At 57.8% G+C, this 20,575-nt stretch carries 19 protein-coding genes; 6 read left to right on the top strand and 13 right to left on the bottom strand.

Annotated features, from left to right (window positions below):
• The first annotated feature begins 1 nt into the window (after nucleotide 1).
• Genes oppB through ACQZ6D_RS20775 form a run of 3 tightly spaced genes read left to right on the top strand, consistent with a single transcriptional unit; the run spans nucleotide 2 to nucleotide 3,660 of the window.
• On the top strand, nucleotides 2–925 hold the full coding sequence (gene oppB, locus ACQZ6D_RS20785; protein ID WP_003518321.1) for an oligopeptide ABC transporter permease OppB: 924 nt from the start codon (nucleotides 2–4) through the stop codon (nucleotides 923–925).
• Nucleotides 918–2,048 carry an ABC transporter permease gene (locus ACQZ6D_RS20780; protein ID WP_003518322.1) on the top strand — a complete coding sequence of 377 codons (1,131 nt, stop codon included), beginning with the start codon at nucleotides 918–920 and terminating at the stop codon, nucleotides 2,046–2,048. Before oppB ends, ACQZ6D_RS20780 begins: the two co-directional genes overlap by 8 nt.
• A 1-nt stretch (nucleotide 2,049) precedes the next feature.
• On the top strand, nucleotides 2,050–3,660 hold the full coding sequence (locus ACQZ6D_RS20775; protein ID WP_038494790.1) for an ABC transporter ATP-binding protein: 1,611 nt from the start codon (nucleotides 2,050–2,052) through the stop codon (nucleotides 3,658–3,660).
• A gap of 172 nt (nucleotides 3,661–3,832) precedes the next feature.
• Here ACQZ6D_RS20775 and ACQZ6D_RS20770 read toward each other — a convergent pair whose 3' ends face one another.
• Nucleotides 3,833–4,669 carry a helix-turn-helix domain-containing protein gene (locus ACQZ6D_RS20770; protein ID WP_448730110.1) on the bottom strand — a complete coding sequence of 279 codons (837 nt, stop codon included), beginning with the start codon at nucleotides 4,667–4,669 and terminating at the stop codon, nucleotides 3,833–3,835.
• 135 nt (nucleotides 4,670–4,804) lie between these two features.
• On the opposite strand from ACQZ6D_RS20770, the gene ACQZ6D_RS20765 reads away from it, so the two are divergent.
• Nucleotides 4,805–5,848: a fatty acid desaturase gene (locus ACQZ6D_RS20765; RefSeq protein ID WP_112673747.1), complete on the top strand. Its 1,044-nt coding sequence runs from the start codon at nucleotides 4,805–4,807 to the stop codon at nucleotides 5,846–5,848.
• A 20-nt stretch (nucleotides 5,849–5,868) separates the two neighbouring features.
• Nucleotides 5,869–6,615, top strand: coding sequence for a phosphate/phosphite/phosphonate ABC transporter substrate-binding protein (locus ACQZ6D_RS20760; protein ID WP_065705721.1), 747 nt, complete (start codon nucleotides 5,869–5,871; stop codon nucleotides 6,613–6,615).
• Nucleotides 6,616–6,638: 23 nt separating this feature from the next.
• Here ACQZ6D_RS20760 and ACQZ6D_RS20755 read toward each other — a convergent pair whose 3' ends face one another.
• The 6 genes from ACQZ6D_RS20755 to ACQZ6D_RS20730 all read right to left on the bottom strand — a co-directional run bounded on the left by ACQZ6D_RS20755 (nucleotide 6,639) and on the right by ACQZ6D_RS20730 (nucleotide 12,466).
• Nucleotides 6,639–8,129, bottom strand: a complete 1,491-nt coding sequence (locus tag ACQZ6D_RS20755; protein WP_065705719.1) for an HAL/PAL/TAL family ammonia-lyase — start codon at nucleotides 8,127–8,129, stop codon at nucleotides 6,639–6,641.
• A 79-nt stretch (nucleotides 8,130–8,208) separates the two neighbouring features.
• Nucleotides 8,209–8,952 (bottom strand): histidine utilization repressor, encoded by a 744-nt coding sequence (gene hutC / locus ACQZ6D_RS20750; protein ID WP_076845313.1) that lies wholly within the window; start codon nucleotides 8,950–8,952, stop codon nucleotides 8,209–8,211.
• A gap of 104 nt (nucleotides 8,953–9,056) precedes the next feature.
• On the bottom strand, nucleotides 9,057–9,971 hold the full coding sequence (locus ACQZ6D_RS20745) for an ABC transporter substrate-binding protein (RefSeq protein ID WP_003518329.1): 915 nt from the start codon (nucleotides 9,969–9,971) through the stop codon (nucleotides 9,057–9,059).
• Nucleotides 9,972–10,032: 61 nt separating this feature from the next.
• Nucleotides 10,033–10,710: an ABC transporter permease gene (locus ACQZ6D_RS20740; protein WP_003518330.1), complete on the bottom strand. Its 678-nt coding sequence runs from the start codon at nucleotides 10,708–10,710 to the stop codon at nucleotides 10,033–10,035.
• Nucleotides 10,707–11,357: an ABC transporter permease gene (locus ACQZ6D_RS20735; RefSeq protein ID WP_019566836.1), complete on the bottom strand. Its 651-nt coding sequence runs from the start codon at nucleotides 11,355–11,357 to the stop codon at nucleotides 10,707–10,709. The genes ACQZ6D_RS20740 and ACQZ6D_RS20735 overlap by 4 nt, the downstream gene beginning before the upstream one ends.
• Nucleotides 11,354–12,466: an ABC transporter ATP-binding protein gene (locus tag ACQZ6D_RS20730; protein WP_019566835.1), complete on the bottom strand. Its 1,113-nt coding sequence runs from the start codon at nucleotides 12,464–12,466 to the stop codon at nucleotides 11,354–11,356. Before ACQZ6D_RS20730 ends, ACQZ6D_RS20735 begins: the two co-directional genes overlap by 4 nt.
• A 503-nt stretch (nucleotides 12,467–12,969) precedes the next feature.
• Here ACQZ6D_RS20730 and ACQZ6D_RS20725 point away from each other — a divergent pair.
• Complete coding sequence (locus tag ACQZ6D_RS20725) at nucleotides 12,970–13,173, top strand: cold-shock protein (protein ID WP_003518333.1); 204 nt, start codon at nucleotides 12,970–12,972, stop codon at nucleotides 13,171–13,173.
• Nucleotides 13,174–13,234: 61 nt separating this feature from the next.
• On the opposite strand, the gene ACQZ6D_RS20720 is transcribed toward ACQZ6D_RS20725, so the two are convergent.
• From ACQZ6D_RS20720 to paoC, 6 genes are all read right to left on the bottom strand, one after another.
• Nucleotides 13,235–14,992 (bottom strand): putative bifunctional diguanylate cyclase/phosphodiesterase, encoded by a 1,758-nt coding sequence (locus ACQZ6D_RS20720; protein ID WP_448730111.1) that lies wholly within the window; start codon nucleotides 14,990–14,992, stop codon nucleotides 13,235–13,237.
• A 66-nt stretch (nucleotides 14,993–15,058) separates the two neighbouring features.
• Nucleotides 15,059–16,045 (bottom strand): GlxA family transcriptional regulator, encoded by a 987-nt coding sequence (locus ACQZ6D_RS20715; RefSeq protein ID WP_448730112.1) that lies wholly within the window; start codon nucleotides 16,043–16,045, stop codon nucleotides 15,059–15,061.
• 299 nt (nucleotides 16,046–16,344) lie between these two features.
• Nucleotides 16,345–16,650 carry a putative quinol monooxygenase gene (locus tag ACQZ6D_RS20710; RefSeq protein ID WP_041694711.1) on the bottom strand — a complete coding sequence of 102 codons (306 nt, stop codon included), beginning with the start codon at nucleotides 16,648–16,650 and terminating at the stop codon, nucleotides 16,345–16,347.
• Between the two features lie 139 nt (nucleotides 16,651–16,789).
• The gene (locus ACQZ6D_RS20705) at nucleotides 16,790–17,383 is read right to left on the bottom strand and encodes a nucleotidyltransferase family protein (RefSeq protein ID WP_448742100.1); all 594 of its coding nucleotides are present in this window, start codon (nucleotides 17,381–17,383) and stop codon (nucleotides 16,790–16,792) included.
• A 44-nt stretch (nucleotides 17,384–17,427) separates the two neighbouring features.
• Nucleotides 17,428–18,387, bottom strand: coding sequence for an XdhC family protein (locus ACQZ6D_RS20700; RefSeq protein WP_448730114.1), 960 nt, complete (start codon nucleotides 18,385–18,387; stop codon nucleotides 17,428–17,430).
• Nucleotides 18,377–20,575, bottom strand: coding sequence for an aldehyde oxidoreductase molybdenum-binding subunit PaoC (paoC, locus tag ACQZ6D_RS20695; RefSeq protein WP_003518345.1), 2,199 nt, complete (start codon nucleotides 20,573–20,575; stop codon nucleotides 18,377–18,379). The genes ACQZ6D_RS20700 and paoC overlap by 11 nt, the downstream gene beginning before the upstream one ends.

The following is a 20,575-nucleotide window of genomic DNA, read 5'->3' as shown; positions in this document are numbered from 1 at the left end:
CATGATTTCATTTATCCTGCGCCGTTTGGCGAGCGCCGTGCCGACATTGTTCATCGTCGTCACGATTTCGTTTTTCCTGATGCGTTTCGCACCGGGCGGTCCGTTCAACCTCGAGCGGCCCCTGCCCCCGCAAACCATGGAAAACCTGATGAGAACCTATCATCTGGATGAGCCATTGTGGCGCCAGTATCTCATCTATCTCGGCAACGCCGCCACCGGCGATTTCGGTCCGAGCTACATCTACAAGGACAACACCGTCGCCCAGTTGATCGGCAAAGGCCTGCCCTATTCGCTGGAGCTCGGTTGCTATGCTCTTTTGCTGGCGTTGGTCGGCGGTATTCTTGCCGGCACCTTTGCCGCACTCAGGCAGAATAGCACCTTCGATTTCTCCATCATGTCCATTTCGACCATCGGTATCACCGTGCCGAACTTCGTCGTCGCACCTGTCCTCACGCTTATCTTCGCCGTGTTGCTGGGGCTTCTGCCCGCAGGTAGCTGGGGTGATGGGTCGCTACGCTATCTCATTCTTCCGATGATCGCGCTCGCCTTGCCGCAGCTCGCGGTCATCGCGCGTCTGACGCGCGGTGCAATGATCGAGGCTCTGCGCATGGACCATATCCGCACCGCCAGGGCCTATGGCCTCCCGGCTCGCAGCGTCGTGGTGATTCACGCCATGCGCGCGGCGATGCTGCCGGTCGTTTCATATCTTGCGCCTTGCGCCGCAGCGCTGCTGACGGGCTCGGCGGTCATCGAGACGATCTTCACCATTCCCGGTGTCGGCCGCTACTTCGTTCTTGGCGCCATCAATCGTGACTACACGCTGGTCATGGGAACGGTCGTTCTCATCGCCATTTTCGTCATCCTGTTCAATCTCGTGGTCGATATTCTCTACGGCCTGCTCGATCCGAGGGTCAGACATGACTGATATCTCCGGCAATATCGCCCCTCAGCCATCGGTGAAAAGCCGAAGCCTGTTCCAGCTTGCAGCCCTGCGTTTCAGACGAAACAAGGCCGCCATGGCTGGCTCCATCATGCTTGTGCTGATCACACTTTTCTCGTTTATCGGCCCGCATTTCCTTTCACACACCTATGATCAGGTGTTTTCGTCCTACGTCTCCGTCGCGCCAAGCCTCGAGCCGCGCCCGGACGTGAACAACCTCCAGAGCGTCATGGAAGGTGTGGCAGGCCGTGCGCGCGTCGAACTGAAGGAGTTTGCCGTCGAAGGGCAGACCTTCACGGCAACGGTTACCTCCAGCAGCCCGATTGACCCGCGCACGACACGTTATTTCGACCGCGCCAACGAATTCGAAAACACGAAAGTCGTTGCTACGGAAGATGATGGTCGAACGCTGAAGTTGGAAGGCGATGTCAATCGCGAATACTTCTTCTTCGGTACAGATTCAAACGGTCGCGACATGCTGGCTCGCGTGATGCTGGGCGGCCAGATCTCCATTGCCGTCGGCGTTCTCGCCAGCCTCGTTTCGCTCGGCATCGGCGTGCTTTACGGCGCTACGGCGGGTTACATCGGCGGGCGGGTCGACAATGTAATGATGCGTTTCGTCGAGATCCTCTATTCGCTGCCCTTCGTCTTCCTGGTCGTGGTTCTCGTGGTTTTCTTCGGGCGTAGCTTCATCCTGATCTTCCTTGTCATTGGCGCAGTGGAGTGGCTGGATATGGCGCGTATCGTGCGTGGCCAGACGCTTGCCTTGAAACGGCGGGAATTTGTGGCGGCAGCTCAGGCCTTGGGTTTGAGCGACTGGCAGATCATCCGCCGTCACATCATCCCCAACACCATCGGTCCCGTGGTCGTGTTCGTGACGGTCGTTGTCCCGAAGGTCATACTTCTTGAAAGCTTTCTCTCCTTCCTGGGGCTTGGTGTTCAGGCACCACTCACGAGTTGGGGTGCGCTCATTTCCGAAGGCGCCAACAATATTCAGTCGGCCCCGTGGCTGCTGATATTCCCGGCAATCTTCTTCGTGCTGACGCTTTTTTCGCTGAACTTCGTAGGCGACGGATTGCGTGATGCACTCGATCCCAAGGATCGTTGACATGAATACGACATCTGAAAACATTCTCACCGTCCGCAATCTCAAGGTCGATTTCACTACGCCAGACGGCACCGTCAACGCCGTCAAAGGTGTCGATCTCCACGTAAAGCAGGGTGAAACGCTCGCTGTCGTCGGGGAATCCGGCTCCGGCAAAAGCCAGACCATGATGGGCATCATGGGCCTCTTGTCTTCCAACGGCGTCATCCAAGGCTCGGCGCAATATCGTGGACGCGAGTTGGTAGGCTTGCCGGTCAACGAGCTGAACAAAATCCGTGGCGCGAAAATCACCATGATTTTCCAGGAGCCGATGACCTCGCTCGATCCGCTTTACAGGATCGGCGCGCAGATCGCCGAGCCAATCGTCCATCACCGGGGCGGCAGCAAGAAGGAAGCGAGGGCACGCGTTCTCGAACTCCTGAAACTTGTCGGTATTCCGGACCCGGAGCGGCGCATCGACAGCTACCCGCATGAGCTTTCAGGCGGCCAGCGCCAACGCGTCATGATCGCCATGGCGCTGGCAAACGAGCCGGATATTCTGATCGCGGATGAGCCAACCACCGCGCTCGACGTGACAATCCAGGCGCAGATCCTCGATCTTCTGAAGTCGTTGCAGCAGCGCTTCGGCATGGCCGTGGTGCTGATAACGCACGATCTCGGTGTCGTCAGGCATTTTGCCGATCGTGTTGCGGTTATGCGCCGAGGCGAGATCGTTGAAACCGGTCCGACGGAAGAGATCTTCGAGCGCCCGCAGGCGGACTATACGAGGATGCTTCTCGATGCCGAACCCAGCGGCCACAAGCCGCCGGTCGGCAAAGAAGCGCCGGTCGTTCTCGCTGGCCAGAACGTCACGATCGATTATGTGATCCCGGGCGCCTTCCTGTCGAAGTCACGGGCTTTCAGGGCCGTGGACGGCGTTAATGTCAGCCTTCATCAAGGGCAGACCATCGGCATCGTCGGTGAATCCGGATCAGGCAAGTCCACGCTCGGTCGCGCGCTTCTGCGCCTTGTCACTGCAGAGGGCCGCATTTTCTTCGGCAAGACGGAAATCACCGGACTTGGCCGAACGGCAATGAGGCCATTGCGGCGGCAGCTGCAGCTTGTGTTCCAGGATCCGTATGGATCTCTTTCGCCAAGGCAGACTGTTGGAGAGATCATCACTGAGGGTCTCTTTGTGCACGACCCACAGCTCAGCCGCGCGCAGCGCGACGAGCGAGCAATAGAAGCGCTGAAAGAAGTCGGCCTCGATCCCGCCGCCCGCAACCGCTACCCGCACGAGTTTTCAGGCGGGCAACGTCAGCGTATCGCAATTGCCCGCGCGATCATCCTCAAACCAGATGTCGTCATTCTCGATGAACCTACATCGGCGCTGGACCGATCCATTCAAGGACAAGTTATCGACCTCTTGCGTAATTTGCAGAAAACGCACAACCTTTCCTACATCTTCATCAGCCACGACCTCTCTGTCATCAAGGCCATTTCGGATTATGTCATCGTGATGAGAAACGGGAAGATTGTCGAAGAGGGAGAAACGGACGCGATATTCGAGCGGCCGGCGGCTGAATATACCAAAACACTGATCAAATCCGCGTTTTCGGCCGAAGTAACATCATAGATTACAGCCCGGCACTGCCGGGCTTTTTCTGGCGCCGTTACAAAAGATCCGGTTTGTGGAGGAGGTCGTTATTTAGAGGCCATGGCGGCCTTCCTCTCCTGTTCAATCCCGACCATATCGCCACGTAGCAAGCAGGTTCGATGATGTGCGAAAGCTGGTACCCGTCACAGGACTAAGCGACTTCCAAATTCATAACGAAATCCGCGGTTTCATGGGCATGAATGCGGGTAAAACGTATCAGCTCGTCGAAGTGACGTTGCATCTTACGGATGGCTTCAGCGTTGTTGAGCACAAGATACATGGCGCCGACGAAAAGTGCTGCCCGTTGCGAACCGAAGATCGTATAGGGCACGGAAAAGCGTTCTTTTTCATTGAACAGAAACAGCCGGAATGATGGGTATAGCTCGCTGATAAGTCCCGACATATGTTTGAGTTGTTCGGCACGTGTCTCGCGGTCCAAACCGCTCCACATACCGCGCCCCTGCGCAAAAGCTTGCAGCGTTTCGAGCGGCATGCAAACTTCCATGTCGGTACCAGGCTGGCGATTATAATCGAGTCGAAACGCCGTTTCGCTGGCCTGCGCCATCACACTCTGATGCGCGCCCATGGCCTCGAAAGCGATGATCTCGGGTGTGCGAAGCAGATCGGGAATGCGTGCCGGAACATAACGGATTTTGGTGCCTGCAGCTTCCGCATGCCACTTCATCAACAGCGTATCCGTATAATCAGCACCGCCCTCCTCGATCTCGAAACTTGGCCGCAATTCCCCCATCAACCCCTGATCATGGGAAAGACCGAGTAGCCAGTCGAGCGAGACGGAATGTCGCTCGGCGATATTCAGCAGCGTCTCCACACGCGGAAGCCGCGCCGAATCACCGGAAAGCAATTGCGAAAGTGCTGATCGATCAATGCCAATGGCGGCGGCAAAAGACGCCTGGCTGTCTTCTGACCTGTTCACCAGCTGGATCAGGCGGGCACGAAACAACTCTGCGAGCGCGCGTTTGTCCATAATTCACCCGTTTGTTTATAATTATCACCATAATCCTTAAACTGTTATCAAAATCAACAGTTGGTCACCATAAACCCGTTGTGGCTGGCTGAGACTGATGCGACCCTACGGTGACAGGGGCATCAAGAGTATGAAATGACAGACATATTGGCAAAGAAGACGGCGCGGCTGACTGGCGTGCGCCGCAGAAGAACGCGTGACCGAATTGAATGGCCAACAGTCTCGCTGTTGGCGGTCTGTTACGGTCTCTGGATTTTCGCGGGATATTTTCTGTATCCGATGTTTCCAATCGTTTCTCTGGTGCTCATGGGCATTGCAGTTGCCCTGCACTCCTCGCTCCAGCACGAGGTTCTGCATGGGCACCCCACGCGCAATGCACGACTGAACGAAGCTTTGGTCTTTCTGCCGCTCGGGATTTTCTACCCCTATCGCAGTTACAAGCGCACGCATCTGCAACACCATGCAGACGAGCGTCTGACCGACCCATTCGACGATCCGGAAAGCTATTACCGGGCTATGGGCGACTGGCAAAAGATGCCGTCGTTCCTCAAGGTCCTGCTGGGATGGAACAATACGTTCATCGGGCGTCTGGTCATCGGTCCTCCGCTGATGGTTGTTGGTTTCACGATATCCGAATGGCGCAAGATCGCGCAGGGTGATCGGCGAGTGATCTATGCCTGGACCCTGCATCTGGCCGGACTTGTTCCGACACTGCTGGTCATATCCCTGATTTTCGGCGTTCCAATCTGGCTCTACGTCAGTGTGGCGGCCTATCTGGGCATATCCATCATTGCCATTCGCTCCTACTGCGAACATCAATGGTCCGAACAGCCGGATGGGAGAACGATCATTGTTGAAAACTCCATCCTGGCTCCACTGTTTCTCTATAACAACCTGCATTTCGTGCATCACAAAATGCCGACAGCCGCCTGGTATAAGTTGCCCTCCCTCTACAGCGAGAGGCGGGCGGAGTGGCAGAAGATGAATGACGGATATGTGTTCAGCAATTATTTCGAGGTGTTCCGCGCTTTCGCCTTCAAGGCCAAGGAACCGGTGGCGCATCCTGTCTTGAGACGGGACGAGCAAGTTTTAATCGCGTCACCCGTCGTGCCTGCCGCTCTGATTTTTTCTGACCATGCGATGCAGGAACAAGACGTGAGACTGGAAATTCCATCGTGACATGGATCGCGGCACTACCAATGTATGACTGGCCCGAACTGCGCAATGAGACGGACAAGCTGTGGGCCGATATGCGCACCCGTTTTTTAGCAGAGGGTATCGACGCTCCCAAAGGCCTCACCAGACGCAACGGCGATATGCCGGCGGTTCCGGGAGGTATTCGTGGAAAGGACGGCGCCATCATTGCCGCAGACCCTGCCACGCTCGATCCCGATGCATTGGATCTTGCGGTGCTCTGGCGGCATCCGGCTCTGCTGATATCCGGCACCTGCTGGGGCCCAATGGAGTTTGGCCTGCAGGATCATGTGCAGGTGATTGGACAGAGCGATTATAATGGCATCAAGGGTGGTGCAGGCGAGTTCTATTCCAGCGCCATCATTGCCCGCATAGCAGACGGTGGAGAGGGTGCTGAACCTTCGAAAACCGGTGAGGCCGCTTTGCCGAAAGGATTTCTTAGCGGGAAAATACTGGCATTCAACGAGCACAAGTCATTATCCGGCTATCTCAGCTTGAAACGCGATCTGGAAGCAGAAGGCGCGGGCCTCGATCTGTTTGAAAATTGTCTCGAAACCGGTGCGCACCGCGCTTCCGTCATCGCAGTGGCCGAGGGCCGGGCGGACATTGCCGCGATCGACTGCAAATCCTGGATGCTTGCGCAACGGCATGAACCGGCCGCCCGGAGCCTTCACGTTATCGGCTGGACTGCACGGCGCAAAGGCCTGCCCTTCATCCGCGCCAAGGGTATCGATCTGCCTTTCACCATGTAAGGCACGAGCCTTACGGCTTTCAATCACATATCCGGTGGCGAGAAATCACGCAGGAGCAGCCTTGCCTTTTCCATGTCCGCAGACAGGGGCCGGTCATCCGAATAGGGCTGGAGGTGCTCGCGAAGCAGATTGTAGACCGCATTTGTTCCGGCTGCCCGCCCGGCAACATTTTCCAGGAAATCATGGGCCTGCACCCCGGCCATCCATTCGATGGCCAGAATATATTCTGCATTGTCGAGAACCGCGAGCAGCTTGTTGGCGGCTGCCGTGGGATGAGAGAGGAAATCCTCCTGTAATCCCGATGTCAGCCCTCCATCTGTGGAGGCAGGCGCGGAAAGACGTCTGCTATCGCCGACAAGGGCTACGGCCGTATATTGCGCGATCATGAAACCTGAATGGCTTCCGGCATCGGTCGCCAGAAATGGCGGCAGACCACTCACCAGAGGATTGACCAGCCTGTCGATACGGCGCTCGCTCATGGACGCAATCTGTGCAATGGCGATGGCGAGACTGTCTGCCGCCTGCCCCAATGCCGGGGCAACGGCATGGGCCTCCGACGAGACGATGGGCTGCTCGGGCGTGCCAAGGATCGCGGGATTGTCGGTGACGGAGGCGAGCTCTCGGTCAACGATGGAGGCGCAGGCATCGAAGATGTCGCGTGCAGCACCATGCGCATGCGGCACGGCACGCAGGCTTAGCGCGTCCTGTGTCCGCCTGCCATGAGCGGCGGCAACCAGCCCACTGCCTTCAAGCCGGGATCGCAGAGCGGCCCCGACGGCCGCGATTCCCGTCGAGGGACGCAGCGCGAGAACCGTCTCGTCAAAAGCGTCGATCTGGCAGCCTGCTGCTTCAAGCGTCAGCGCCGCTATGGCATCGGCCCAATCTAGCAGGTGATTGGCCCGCGCGAGTGCCATGCAGGAAAGACCGGTCGCACAGGCTGTACCATTGACGAGGCTCAGCCCTTCCTTGGCACCCAGCACGATGGGTTGAAGTCCCATTGCCGCCAGGGCATCTCGTCCACTCATAACGCGCCCGCCGAGCCGGGCCTGGCCCTCTCCGATCAGAACAAGCGCAACATGCGCGTTGTGCACCAGATAGCCCGCCGATCCGCGGGACGGCACGTCGGGAATACAATCCTGTTCCAGAAACGTCGACAGATGCGAGACGATCTCGCGTCGGACACCGGAGTGCCCATGGGCGAAATTGGCGATCTGCGCCGCCATGATTGCCCGAACTTCGCGAGGATCCAACAACGGGCCGACACCGCAGGCATGGCTGAGAATAATGGAGCGCGACAGCCGACCCTGCGCGGTGCGATCCACCACAGTGTCCGACAGTGCACCGACCCCGGTATTGATGCCATAGGCACGCACACCGCTTTCGACGATGCTGTCAACGATCTGGCTCGCCCGGTCAATCCGCAGATAGGCCGCGTCTGACACACGCAGTGCCTCGCCCTTGCCGATATGGGCCACATCGCGCCAACTCAATCCATCATCCAGTAGAACAGTCATGACGTTTTCCTATGATGCAGAAACGGCTGCGAGGAGCGGGAATTTTCCATTTTGAATACTGCCGGCGTTGGCCCGTGTCTCAATTACTGCTGTAAAGACGATAGCGGCTGCCGGGATAAAGGAGGCGGACAGAAGACACGATCCCCTTTGTCGACCATGTGCGACGACGCACGAGCAGGCATGGTTCCGTCTTGGAAATCGCCAGCAGCTTGCATTCCCAGGGCTGTGCGCTGACCGCCTCGATATGCTGCTCGGCTTTCACGATCGGTGCCACTCGCGTGAGATAACCGTTGGGTGTTACGAGGTTGAAATCCTGTTTGATGTAATCGGGCGCGCAGTCCGAATTGACGAAACGATCCTCGATTTGCATCGGCACGCCGTCTTCCGCATGCACAATGATCGAGTGCGCAGCAAGGCTGCCAGCCGGAACAGCGAGCGCTTCGGCAAGATCTGGATCGCAGGTTTCGATTTGAAGAAGTATGACCCGCGCGCTGTGAACACCGCCGTTGCGTGTTATTTCTTCGGCAATGTTGGGTACGCTCTGGAACTGCGATGTGCGCTTCTTGGACGCAACGAACGAACCTTTGCCGCGTACACGCACCACAAGCCCTTCGTCGGCCAGCTCACGCAAAGCGCGGTTGGCCGTCATACGGCTGACACCGAGAATATCGACCAGTTCGTTTTCCGATGGAACACGTTGACCGATCTTCCACTCACCCGCCTCGACGCGACTGCGGACATAGTCCTTCAGCTTTACATAGAGTGGTGAACTCTGGTCTTCGGTGCCCTGCGCGTCACGAGCGTCCTCAGATATCGGCGGCATCACTTCCCGGAAAATCTTTCTGTCGTGATCCATAGCTATGACGTCACCAATACGCAGGGTTGTCGGCAAAGGGCGGGGCAATGCCACGCCCTTTGCCGATGGATTCAGTTCAATTTGTGTTCGGCCAGCCAGTCGCCCGCCACGACATCGAAACTGTCGTGATTGGCCAGACGACCGTTCATAACGACGAGATCTTTCGTCGTCAGGGCGGCAGAAACAGCATCGAGAGTGCTTGTCACAACGTCGCTAACTTTCGGTGTGGCAATCACTGGTACGATGTTCTGGGCGGGAAAGAGGTTCTTGACGTCTTCAAGCACGATGAGATCGTTTGCAGCGATGGCCGGATCGGTCGAGAACAGGTTTGCAGCATGGACCTGACCGTTGATGAGTGCCGAAAGGGTCAGCGGGCCACCGACGTCAAGCGATTTGAACGACTGGAACTCGAGGCCATAAAGTTCCTTCAGACCGATAATGCCTTCCTTGCGCGTTTTCCATTCCGGTGGACCGCCAAGTACGAGCTGCGAGGCTACGGGTGCGAGATCGGCAATCGTCTTCAGCTTGTATTTGTCAGCGGTCGCGCGCGTCACAGCCACGCTATCGGAATCCTGTGCTGCGGAGGGTGTCAGCATCGAGACGCCTTTCGGCAGAGCCGCCTTGAGCGCTGCGGCCACATCGCTCGGCGAATGGGCCGTGGCGTTCTTGTCGAGATAGCTCAGCGTCGCACCAGCATACTCCGGCAACAGATCGATTGATCCGTCCAGCAACGCAGGGATATAGACTTCGCGGCTACCGATGCTCAACTTCGTTTCGACGGCAACACCCTTGGCGGCAAGGGCCTTGGCGTAGATCGTCGCCAGAAGCTGGCTTTCGGGGAAGTCGGCGGAACCGACGATGATTGTCGTCGTATCGGTTCGCGGAGTGGCTGGCGCGGCCAGCGGATTGCTTTGCGCCAATGCCGAAGCAGCGGAAAGTGCCATGAGCGCAAATGCGCTGGCGGCAGTGATGATCCTGAATGCCATGCGAGCTTCTCCTTTATGTTGAAACAGTCGTGGAATAGAAAACCGCGTTATTTTAGAACCTCTACCGCTTCGCTCGACGCGTCAGCCCTGGTGATACGGTGACCCTCGATATGACGCCGATGATCAGATCCACGGTCAGGGCCAACGCACCGACGAGAACGGCACCTGCGGCCATCTGATAATAATCGTTCTGCGCCCGCCCATCGATGATCAGGCGACCGAGACCACCAAGAGAAACATAAGCGGCGATAGTTGCGGTCGAGATGATCTGAAGCGTGGCGCTGCGCAGACCGGAAAAGATCAATGGCAGAGCGCAGGGCAGTTCCACATCGAACAGAATATCGAGCGGACGTTTCCCCATGCCTCTTGCAGCATCCACCGCAGCGGGATCCACCGCCGCGATACCGGCGTAACTGCCAGTCATGATCGGCGGCACGGCCAGAAGCACGAGCACGATAAGGCTGGGTACGATAAAAGCCATATCGGATGCGAAAACGGGGCCAAAAACAATCACAAGAAGTGCGATCAGGCCGAGGCTTGGAAGGGAGCGCAGCGCATTTGCAAGACCCGCGATGAAGACGACACCGCGTCCCGTGTGTCCCACATAAAGCCCAACCGGCAAGCCAATCAGACAGGCGAGAAAAAGGGCCGCAAAGCTATAAGCCAGATGCTGACCGACGAGAACGATGACACCATCACTCCCTGTCCAGTGAGCTGGATCGCTAAACCATTCGATCATCGCGCCGCACTCCCAGGCTGCCACGGCGTCAGGCGACGTGAAATGAACAGAACAAGCCCGTCCAGCAAGGCTGCGAGAAGCACGCAGAGTACGATGCCTGCTATGATCGGCGTCAGGAACCGCAGTTGAAGCCCCTGCGTGAAGAGCAGACCAAGTTGCGGCGTTCCAACCAGTGCCGCAACGGAAACGATGCTGACATTGGAAACCACGGCCACACGCAATCCGGCGGCAATCACAGGAACGGCGAGAGGTAGCTCCACCATCACCAGACGCGCAACCTGTCTGTAGCCCATGGCATTGGCCGCCTGGAGGACGTCTGGCGAAACCGATTCCAAACCATCGTTCACTGTTCGCACCAGAAGCGCCAACGCGTAGATCGTCAGCGCGACGACGACGTTTAGCGGATCGAGTATACGGGTGCCGAGCACCAGCGGCAGCAGTACGAACAGCGCAAGCGACGGAATTGTGTAAAGAAGTCCGGCAACCCCCAGCAGGGTCGACCGGAATAAACCGGCCCGCTGCGCAATCCAACCGAGCGGCAGGGCAAGAAGCAGGCCGATCACCACCGGGATGACCGAAAGGCCGAGATGCCAGATAAAAAGCTCGAAAATCCGCCCGGATTCCCGGTAGAGCCAATCAAACCTCATGGCTGACCTCCGAAGCGACCGACCCGCGCGGCTTCGATGGCTTTGGCGACATCAGAGAGTGTGACGGTGCCGACAAGCTGGCCCGTTGACCCTACGATGACCCCGCGGCCGGAGGGCGAACTCAACGCTGCATCTAGCACATGGCGCAAACTGCTACCTTCCGGCGCCAGCGTACCGCTGAGATTGAGATCTCCCTCACGCAGTGGCTGCCTGAGACCCTGCGCATCGGCCCATCCGATCGGACGATGTTCGGCGTCAGTCACCAGAACCCAGCGATCCGTTGCAACGCCACGAAGGCTGTCCGGTGTTGCGCCGAGCAAGGCTGTCGGCTCCGCACCGAGAGGGACTGCACCATCAAATTCGGCGAAACTCAGGAAGCGATACCCTCTGTCCCGGCCGATAAAGTCCGCCACGAAGGCATCTGCCGGGCGCGCCAGCAATTCTTCTGGAGTGGCGATCTGCGCAAGCGTTCCGCCGGCACGCAAAACAGCAACCTGATCGCCAAGCTTCAACGCTTCGTCAATATCATGGGTCACCATGATGATGGTCTTGCCAATCTCACGCTGCAAGCGAAGAAATTCGTCCTGCAACTGTGTGCGAACGACGGGATCGACAGCACTGAAGGGTTCGTCCATCAGCATGAATTTGGGATCGGAAGCGAGTGCACGTGCAACGCCGACGCGTTGCTGCTGGCCACCCGAAAGCTGCCACGGATAACGATCGGCAAAGGCGGCGGTCAGCCCTACACGCTCAAGCAACTCATGCGCCGTGCGCAGTGCTTTTTCCTTTGGCGCTCCGTTTAGCCGCGCAGTGGTCGCTATGTTCTGAACAACGGTGCGATGGGGGAAAAGCCCGGCATGCTGGATGACATAACCGATACGACGACGCAGCAGTGCCACGTCCATGCCATCTGTCGGTTCGCCGTCAAGAAGGATCGACCCGGACGATTGTACGATCAACCTGTTGATCATCCGCAAGGATGTGGTTTTCCCGCACCCCGAAGGGCCGACGAACACGGTCAGTTTGCCGTTTGGCGCCGTCAGGGACAAACCGTTTACGGCAGTAGCCGCGCCCGCATATTGCTTGGTGACGTTGTCGAAGACGATCATGCAAATCTCTCCTGCGCTCTGTCTGCGCCTTCAGGCTCGGCAACTGTGATGACTGCCTAGGTTGTCTATACAAGCACGCAAATAGCGCGTCCGCAAGATAGATCGATGAAAATATCCGCAACACTGGAAAAGACTAAAATTTAAGCATTTTGACCGCTATAGAGACGTTGTATGCACATAGAGCAAGCGATCTCGGCGGCCGCAACTCTTTACGCCTTCAAACCGCGCTGCTTTGCCGATCAAGATCAGGCCCGCTCAACGCGACAAATTTGTTCATAAGCACCTCGTTGCTTCGATTTTTGTGCGCGGGAGCAGAATGGAAATACGAATTAATTCGTGCTGAAATTCAACAGATCGCGTGCTGATCGTGACTGAGACCGCAAAACAGGCGTTTTTGAAAGCCACTCATCCACGGCGACTTGTCTCGAGAAGGCCATAAAGCCTTGTGGCCACCGCCATCGAACAATAGTATTACCGCGTCGTATTCAATTAACGAGGATAACATGGCAACAGGTACCGTCAAATTTTTCGCACAGGACAAGGGCTTCGGCTTCATCACTCCGGACAACGGCGGCCCGGACGTCTTCGTCCACATCTCCGCCGTAGGGTTTGGTGGTTCTCTTCAGGATGGCCAGAAGGTCAGCTACGATGTGGGACAGGACCGCAAGACTGGAAAGTCCAAGGCCGAGAACGTCAGCCTCATCTAATCAGCGTCTCTTGGCTCCGCGATTACTCGCGGGGCCAAATCGGTCCTGACTCCCGCTGACCTTAGACTGTTTCCACCCCGTCGCTCCCGATCCGTGCCAAGCCGGCTGCAAAAACTTCGGCGTCGATGGGACGGCCGAAAAGGTAGCCTTGGCCGACCGGACAGCCCATTTCGCGAAGCATTTTGCGCTGGGCCTCGGTCTCCACGCCTTCTGCAACCACAGTTAACCCAAGGGCGCGTCCAAGATCGATAACGGCCTGGACAATCACCCTTCTGGACGGCCTCGTTGCGAGTTCGCTGATAAAGGTGCGGTCTATCTTGATCTCGGTAACCGGAAAGGTTTCGAGCGATCGCAGGTTTGAATAGCCCGTGCCGAAGTCATCGACGGAAAGGCCGACGCCGCTCTGTCGCAGCCGCTGAAATGCGTCCATCACGCCGGGTGTATCGCTGAGAAACATGCTTTCGGTGATCTCAAGCGTCAACCATGCCGGGTCGGCCGTGGTCAGGCACAGGACCCGATCCAGCATTTCGGCCATGTCATGCTGCAGGAACTCCCCGGCGGATACATTCACCGCAAAGCGCAAAGCCTTGCCGCGATGCGCGTTAATGCGCCGTGCATAAGCTGCGACGGTCGTCAGACTTCGTTCGGTCAGATCAAGCAGCAGACCTGATCGCTCGGCAGTCTCGACGAAACTTCCGGGGAGCTGGCTGCCAAACAGAGGATGATTCCAGCGTATCAGAGCTTCCGCACCCACCCACTCGCCGGTTGCAAGGTCTACCTGGGGTTGGAAGTGATACACAAATTCGTCATTCGCGACCGCGACCTTCAATTCGCGAGTCATTCGCACGCGTCGGCTTGCCTGTTCGTGATCCGAGTCTCGAAACCGTCGCGGACCACCCAGAGGGGCGGACTTGGCGGCCCACAGGGCGATGCCGGCATTCCGGATCAGCGAAATGGGTCTCGCCCGAGGCTGCCCCACCGCATAGCCGATGGCGAAACGCAGTGAGACACTTGCACCTGGCACGACGAAGTCAGCGGCAAGCGAAGCGAATACCGCTGCCACAATAGTATCCGCACTTGATCCATCCGTGAGCTCAAAAGCCAAAGCGAACTCATTGGCGCCCATGCGTCCCACCTGGGCAGCGCCCACGTCCCGCAGCCGCCGCCCTGTTTCATAAAGCAGGGCATCCCCGACTTCGAAACCGTATCCCGTGTTGAAATCGTGAAAACCGATCACATCCAGCTTCACGACCAAGGGCGTCGCTTTGGCATTGGTTGCGAAACGCTCCTCGGTAGCCAGGATAAATGCTTGACGGTTCAGGCAACCCGTGGTCGCGTCGAGGTTCGCGACACGATCCAGCGCGGTGTGCGCCTGGCGAATCGCCGAGACGTCGCGCAGTATGCCGACGTAGAATAGTTCTTCGCCCACCCAGGCAGGCCGGAGACTGAGACTGTTCCAGAACGCCGACCCGTCCTTTCGATAGTTACGCAGCGTTGAGTCCAGAGGCTCCGCCGCCTCGATCGCAGCGCGAATGTGGACGACCTCTTGTTGGTCGCGCTCGTTGCCCTGCAAATAGCGGCAATCTTTCCCGACGACCTCGTTCCGAGCGTAGCCAGTCAGATGCTCGAAAGCCTTATTGACATAGAGCAAGGGCGAATTGGCGCCCAAACGCTGTGCGATCGCGATCCCATCGGTTAGTTCTTCGACCAGCGTCGCAAGAATTGGCCTGATAGCGTCGGAGCTGAGAAGCGCATTGTCCGACATGACCGGCGCGGGCTGCATGGGGTGCGACTGCATGCGTTTTTCGAATTCTTCCATGACAAGAACCATGGACGGCGAACACAGACGGGGCAACCCGCAGCCGAGGCGGTTCCAGGACAAGCGTCAGCCGTTTTCGGACAAACTGATTCTCGCGCCATCGCCAGACGTCCGAAAGCGATCACGGTAGTCGGACGGCGTCACTCCAGCGTGCGAAACAAAGGCACGGCGCATCGCGCGTGTCGATCCAAAACCACTTCTCGCTGCCACCAAAGCGATTGGCAGGCGGCTCCCTTCCAAAAGGAAGCGCGCAACGTCGATACGGGTCCGGTCGACATAGTCTGATGGCGATATACCGACCTCCTGCGAAAAAACACGCGTAAAGTTCCGCACACTCATGGCCGCGATCGTCGCCAAGGCGCTGACAGAGAGGTCCGCCGCAGGATGGTTCAGAACATATTGCTGGACGTTGTGTAGACGGCTGCGGTCGATAGCCTGTGCCGCCAGATGCACGCTGAACTGTGACTGATCGCCTGGTCGCTTCAGAAACACGACGAGCCGGCGAGCAACGTAGAGCGCAATCTCCCGGCCCAAGTCCTCCTCGACGAGGGAAAGGCCGAGATCTATAGCCGCGCTGGAACCGGCCGACGTGATCATCGCGCCATCACGGACAAAAACCCGGTCGCTTTCCACCCGCGTCTCGGGGAAGCGCTCGGCCAACAGTGACGCGAACTGCCAGTGCGTCGTAACACGCCGGTCTTTTAGTAGACCTGCCTCGCCAAGCACGAATGCCCCCGTGCAGACGGAGCCATAGCGCCGCGCCTGAGCCGCGATTTTAACAATCCAGTCGACAACACGCCCGCCCGGACTTTGCGGAACTCCGACGCTCCCGGCCACAAGCAATGTATCGGGGCTACCAAGGTACGCGTCGTAAGCGCAGTCGGTCAGGATTTTTAGCCCGGATGCACAGCGGATCGTGCCCTCGTGCCCTGCCAAGACAGCAACTTCGTAGAATAACTTTTCAACACGGGCATTTGCTTCGGCAAACACGTCCATTAGCCCTGCAAGCTCCAGAGAATGCACGTCCTTTGGAACGAAGATCACGATCCGCATGAGAGTATCTTTCCCTGCACAAAGGACTCAAAGCTCTCGACGAGGATCTACGCGCCGACGCCGGTCTATGTGGCGACGGTTGCACAATGCTGAAGGTCCGTCAAAGTCAAAGGTATTAGCTCGAAGCGACGGAAGAACTCTGCACGCGCTAGCTTTGTTCGAACTACCGACCACTAACGGATGCTTTTATGATTGCTACCGCAATCCCAGCCGCCAGCCATTGGTGAACGAGATATTATCTCATTTTGTTGCCGATCTGAGCCCATCTGTTCGACATCGTGAGGGCCGAATAGTCTGGGTTATGAACGCTTTTCGGCGAGGATAGACAGCATGTGTATCTGCGGCGGCTTGGCGAACAGGTCCCCTGCCTCTGCCTTCGCCATCAAGGCTGCAGCGACTTGGCCATTTAAATGCGCATCCCTACCGTCCTCATCGTCGAACGTATCGAAGATTGCAAACGAACTTGGGCCTCCCTGTATCGCATACCAGGAAATCGTGCCGGGCTCTGCATTGACCAGCGGTAAGGCTGATTGCAGAAACTCGGCGACCTCCTGTTCCTTGCCGGGCATTGCCTCGAGCGGAACGTAAAGCGCGAATTTGGTCATGACCACCTCCATGGGCACATCATTGTGCCGCAACTGAAGGAACGCGTTAAGCACGACAAATGTTCGGTGATGGACAATAAAAAGGTGTGTCGATGTAAAAAAAGCGATCCACGCCTCTGCACACATGAGGTTTCGATGATCAGTCGATTTCTGGATGGCCACCTAAAGCAACGAGCTGCTCTGTGTTGTCTATGTCCACCTTGGCGCTTTCGCCGATCTCTATGTCGATGACGTCGAGACCAGATTGGGTGATTATCTTGCGCGCGCCGCTGTCGCCTATAAGCTCCATGAGCTGCGGGAATGCGGCGCGAGGAAAGACAACCGGGTTTCCCGGATTTCCTTCGCACACCGCGCGAATAATCGCCTTTCCGTTTCTCTCCGCAAAAGCGCCGATGAGTGCGTCAATATCCGCAGGTTCAAGCAACGGCATATCCGCAAGCATGATCATAATCCCGTCGGGAGCTTGCAACGCGGCGCGCTGGACGCCGAGCACGATCGAGCTTGCCATTCCGTCACTGAAGTTGGAGTTTCTCGCGATGATCAGGTCGAGCCCTGCAATTTCGGCCTCGACGTCCGAGCTTCGGTATCCGGTCACAACAACCACAGAACGACTGCCGGCCCCAATAGCTGCCAATGCGGCCCGACGAACGAGGCTAGTTTCCCGAAAACGCGCAAGAAGCTTGTGCCCGGCACCCGCCATCCTGCTTGATCGTCCAGCGGCCAGTACAACCACGGCAACTGAAACTCGTCTATCTCCTGCCGCTTCCACACCGAACCTCACGCATAGAGGGACAAGCGGCTTGCCGCGATGTCGGCAAGGATGGACAGGGCAAGGGAGTTCGCATCGCGGGTTGGCCCGAAAAGCCCGATCGGTGCCCTTATCCGATCAGTATCTGCCCGGGAGAAACCGGAGCTGACAAGGAAATCGACCCGTCTACGGTGTGTATGGGTGCTCCCCAAGGCGCCGATGTAGAATGCGGGTGACCGTAACGCGGCTTGCAGAACGGCCTGCTCCGCATCAAGGTCGTGATGGAGAAGAACAACAGCGGTGTACTGATCGATATCGGGCACAACTTTTTCGTTCGCTGTGCAGGCCACCACCTCGTAGCCGGAGGATTGGGCTATATCAGCGGCCCTCTCGGCCTCTATACTTTGACCGGAAATCACGACACGCGTGCGCGGCCGATAGACCGTGAAAAAGCGGTCGTCGGCGTAACCGGCCCGCGATGGCGGCTCGACGATCTCGAGCTGTTGGGTCTGCCTCGTGTAGCGCAGGCCCGTGGTCCGGCGCTGATGAAGCTGTTCAAGAACGCCGCTCAACATCTCGGTATTTTGCAGCACGTGGATCGACACGGTAATCCCACCGCCGCACGGCAAGGCAATGTCGAAAAAGGGGGAGCCTAATCCGAACTTCACCTCCCTATCTCTGTTCTCGCCCATTGCGTCGAGCGCCTCGGAAGCGACCGCTGCCTCGATGCAGCCCCCAGACACATAACCACAAAAACGACCATCGGCCGCAACGGCGACATGGGATCCAAGCGCGCGAGCCGCTCCCCCGCGAATTTCGACAAGGGTGGCAAGTGCCACCCTGCCCTTTGCAAGCTCTCTTATCGCAAAGCCAAATATTTCTTCCGTATCATCGGTGAGCAACGACCTGACCGGCGTCGGCTTTGTCGCAGCTTGGATATCCTCCTGAGGACAGATATCCGTGAGGGCGGCGATGTCGTCATGCAACATCCGGCAGCCCGCCTATGATCTTGTCGAGCGTCACAGGATAGTGACGCACCCTCACCCCGGTGGCATTGTAGATTGCGTTGGCGACAGCTGCAGAAACCCCGCAGAGACCAAGCTCGCCAACGCCCTTGGCCTTCATCGGCGACGACATGGGGTCTGCTTCGTCCATGAAAATCACTTCCTGATGGGGAATGTCGGCATGCACCGGAACTTCGTAGCCAGCCAGATCGTGGTTGACGAAGAAGCCTTGCTTCGTATCGACCGCCAACTCCTCTGACAGCGCTCCACCCACACCCATTGTCATGGCACCAATCACCTGGCTGCGCGCTGTTATCGGGTTCAGGATCCGTCCGGCCGCACAGACGGCCAGCATGCGTCGAATGCGCGTTTCACCCGTGGCCACGTCAACGCCGACTTCCACGAAGTGGGCACCGAACGTTGACTGTTGATGGGCTTCGGAAAGATCGCCCCATTCCATTCCATCCTCGCCAACAAGGCCGTTTGGCGCAGCCGCCTCCGTAAGCGCTACCGAACGGTTTCCAGATCGAACCTGTCCGTTCTCGAACACGACGTCATCAGTGTTAAAGCCGAGTTTCTGCGCCACCGCCTCACGAAGCTTCACGCAGGCTGCGTAGACGCCGGAGGTAGAACAGTTCGCGCCGAACTGCCCGCCCGACCCCGCCGAAACCGGAAAGCGGGAATCGCCCAGCTGAACGGCTACTCGATCGACCGGCAGGCCCAACATCTCAGCTGCTGTTTGTGCGATGATTGTATAGCTGCCGGTCCCGATATCGGTCATATCGGTTTCAACCGTTGCAATACCGTCCACGCCGAGCCGAACCCTTGCTGCGGATGGGAGGAGAAGATTGTTTCGCAAAGCGGCTGCAACACCCGATCCGATAAGCCAGTTTCCTTCTCGTCGGGAACCCGGCTTGCCGCGCTGGTTCCAGCCAAACCGTTCCGCCCCGAGCTTGAGACAGCCGACCAGGTTCCTTTGGGTAAAAGCGCGCTCGGGCTTCTCAGGATCGACCTGAGTGTCGTTGAGTATCCGAAACTCGACCGGATCGACGCCCACCTTTTCGGCTATCTCGTCTATGGCGATCTCGAGGGCCATCAACCCCGGCGCTTCGCCGGGCGCCCGCATCGCATTGCCTTCGGGCAAGTGAAGCGTGGCCAGTCTCATGGCAGTCATCCGGTTCTCACCCGCGTAGAGCAGTCGTGTCTGATTGACAGCCGTTTCCAGCTGGCCCCCAGGCTGGTCACCCGACCAGCTTTCGTGAGCAATCGCGGTGATTTTGCCGTCCTGTGTCGCTCCAATGCGAATACGCTGGATCGTCGCCGGCCGATGCGTCGTGTTGTTGGCTATGAACGGACGGGGAAGCGCAACCTTGACCGGACGTCCAGTAGCCTTTGCTGCAAAGGCAGCGAGCACCGCGTCGGCCCGCAAGAAAAGCTTACCCCCGAAACCCCCGCCTATGAATGGCGACATCAAATGGATATTGTCCTTGTCGATACCAAGTGTAGTCGCCAGATCGGATCGCCACCAATCAATCATCTGGCTGGACGTCCAAACGGTCAGTTTATCGCCATGCCACGCAGCGATGGACGCATGGGGCTCCATCATGGAATGTGACTGATCTGGAGTGGTATAACTTTCGTCGAGAGTGACCGGTGCGCTCTTGAAGGCTCCCTCGAAGTCACCGACTGCCGTGTCGGGCTGCTGCTTCTCGTCGGGCTTGACCGCACTGTCCTTGGCCTTCTTGAGATCGAAGCTCCCGGGCGCAGTTTCATATTCTACTGTCACAAGCGAAGCTGCGGCGCGCGCCTGCTCGAAGGTTTCTGCGACGACCACTGCCACCGCCTGGTGATAGTGCTGGACTTCATCGCCACCAAAAAGATTGGCTGTGTTGAATTTACCCTTCTCGCGCTTGCCCACGTCCAAGGTGGTGACAACCGTCAAAACGCCGGGGGACCGCTTTGCGGCGTCGGTCGATATCGACCGGATACGGCCCTTCGCAATCGCGGCACCGACCGGATACCCGTAGGCGTAAGGAATATTCGGATCGTGCCATTCGTAGGCATACATTGCTCGGCCCGTCGTTTTCTCTTGGCCGTCAATGCGTGGGATAGGCTGACCGACGACTTTCATCCGGTCGATGGGATTGTTGATTGCAGGTGTGTCGAATTTCAT

The organism is Agrobacterium sp. 22-3639C2 (assembly GCF_053522105.1).
This window is presented reverse-complemented; position numbering and strand designations above follow the sequence as displayed.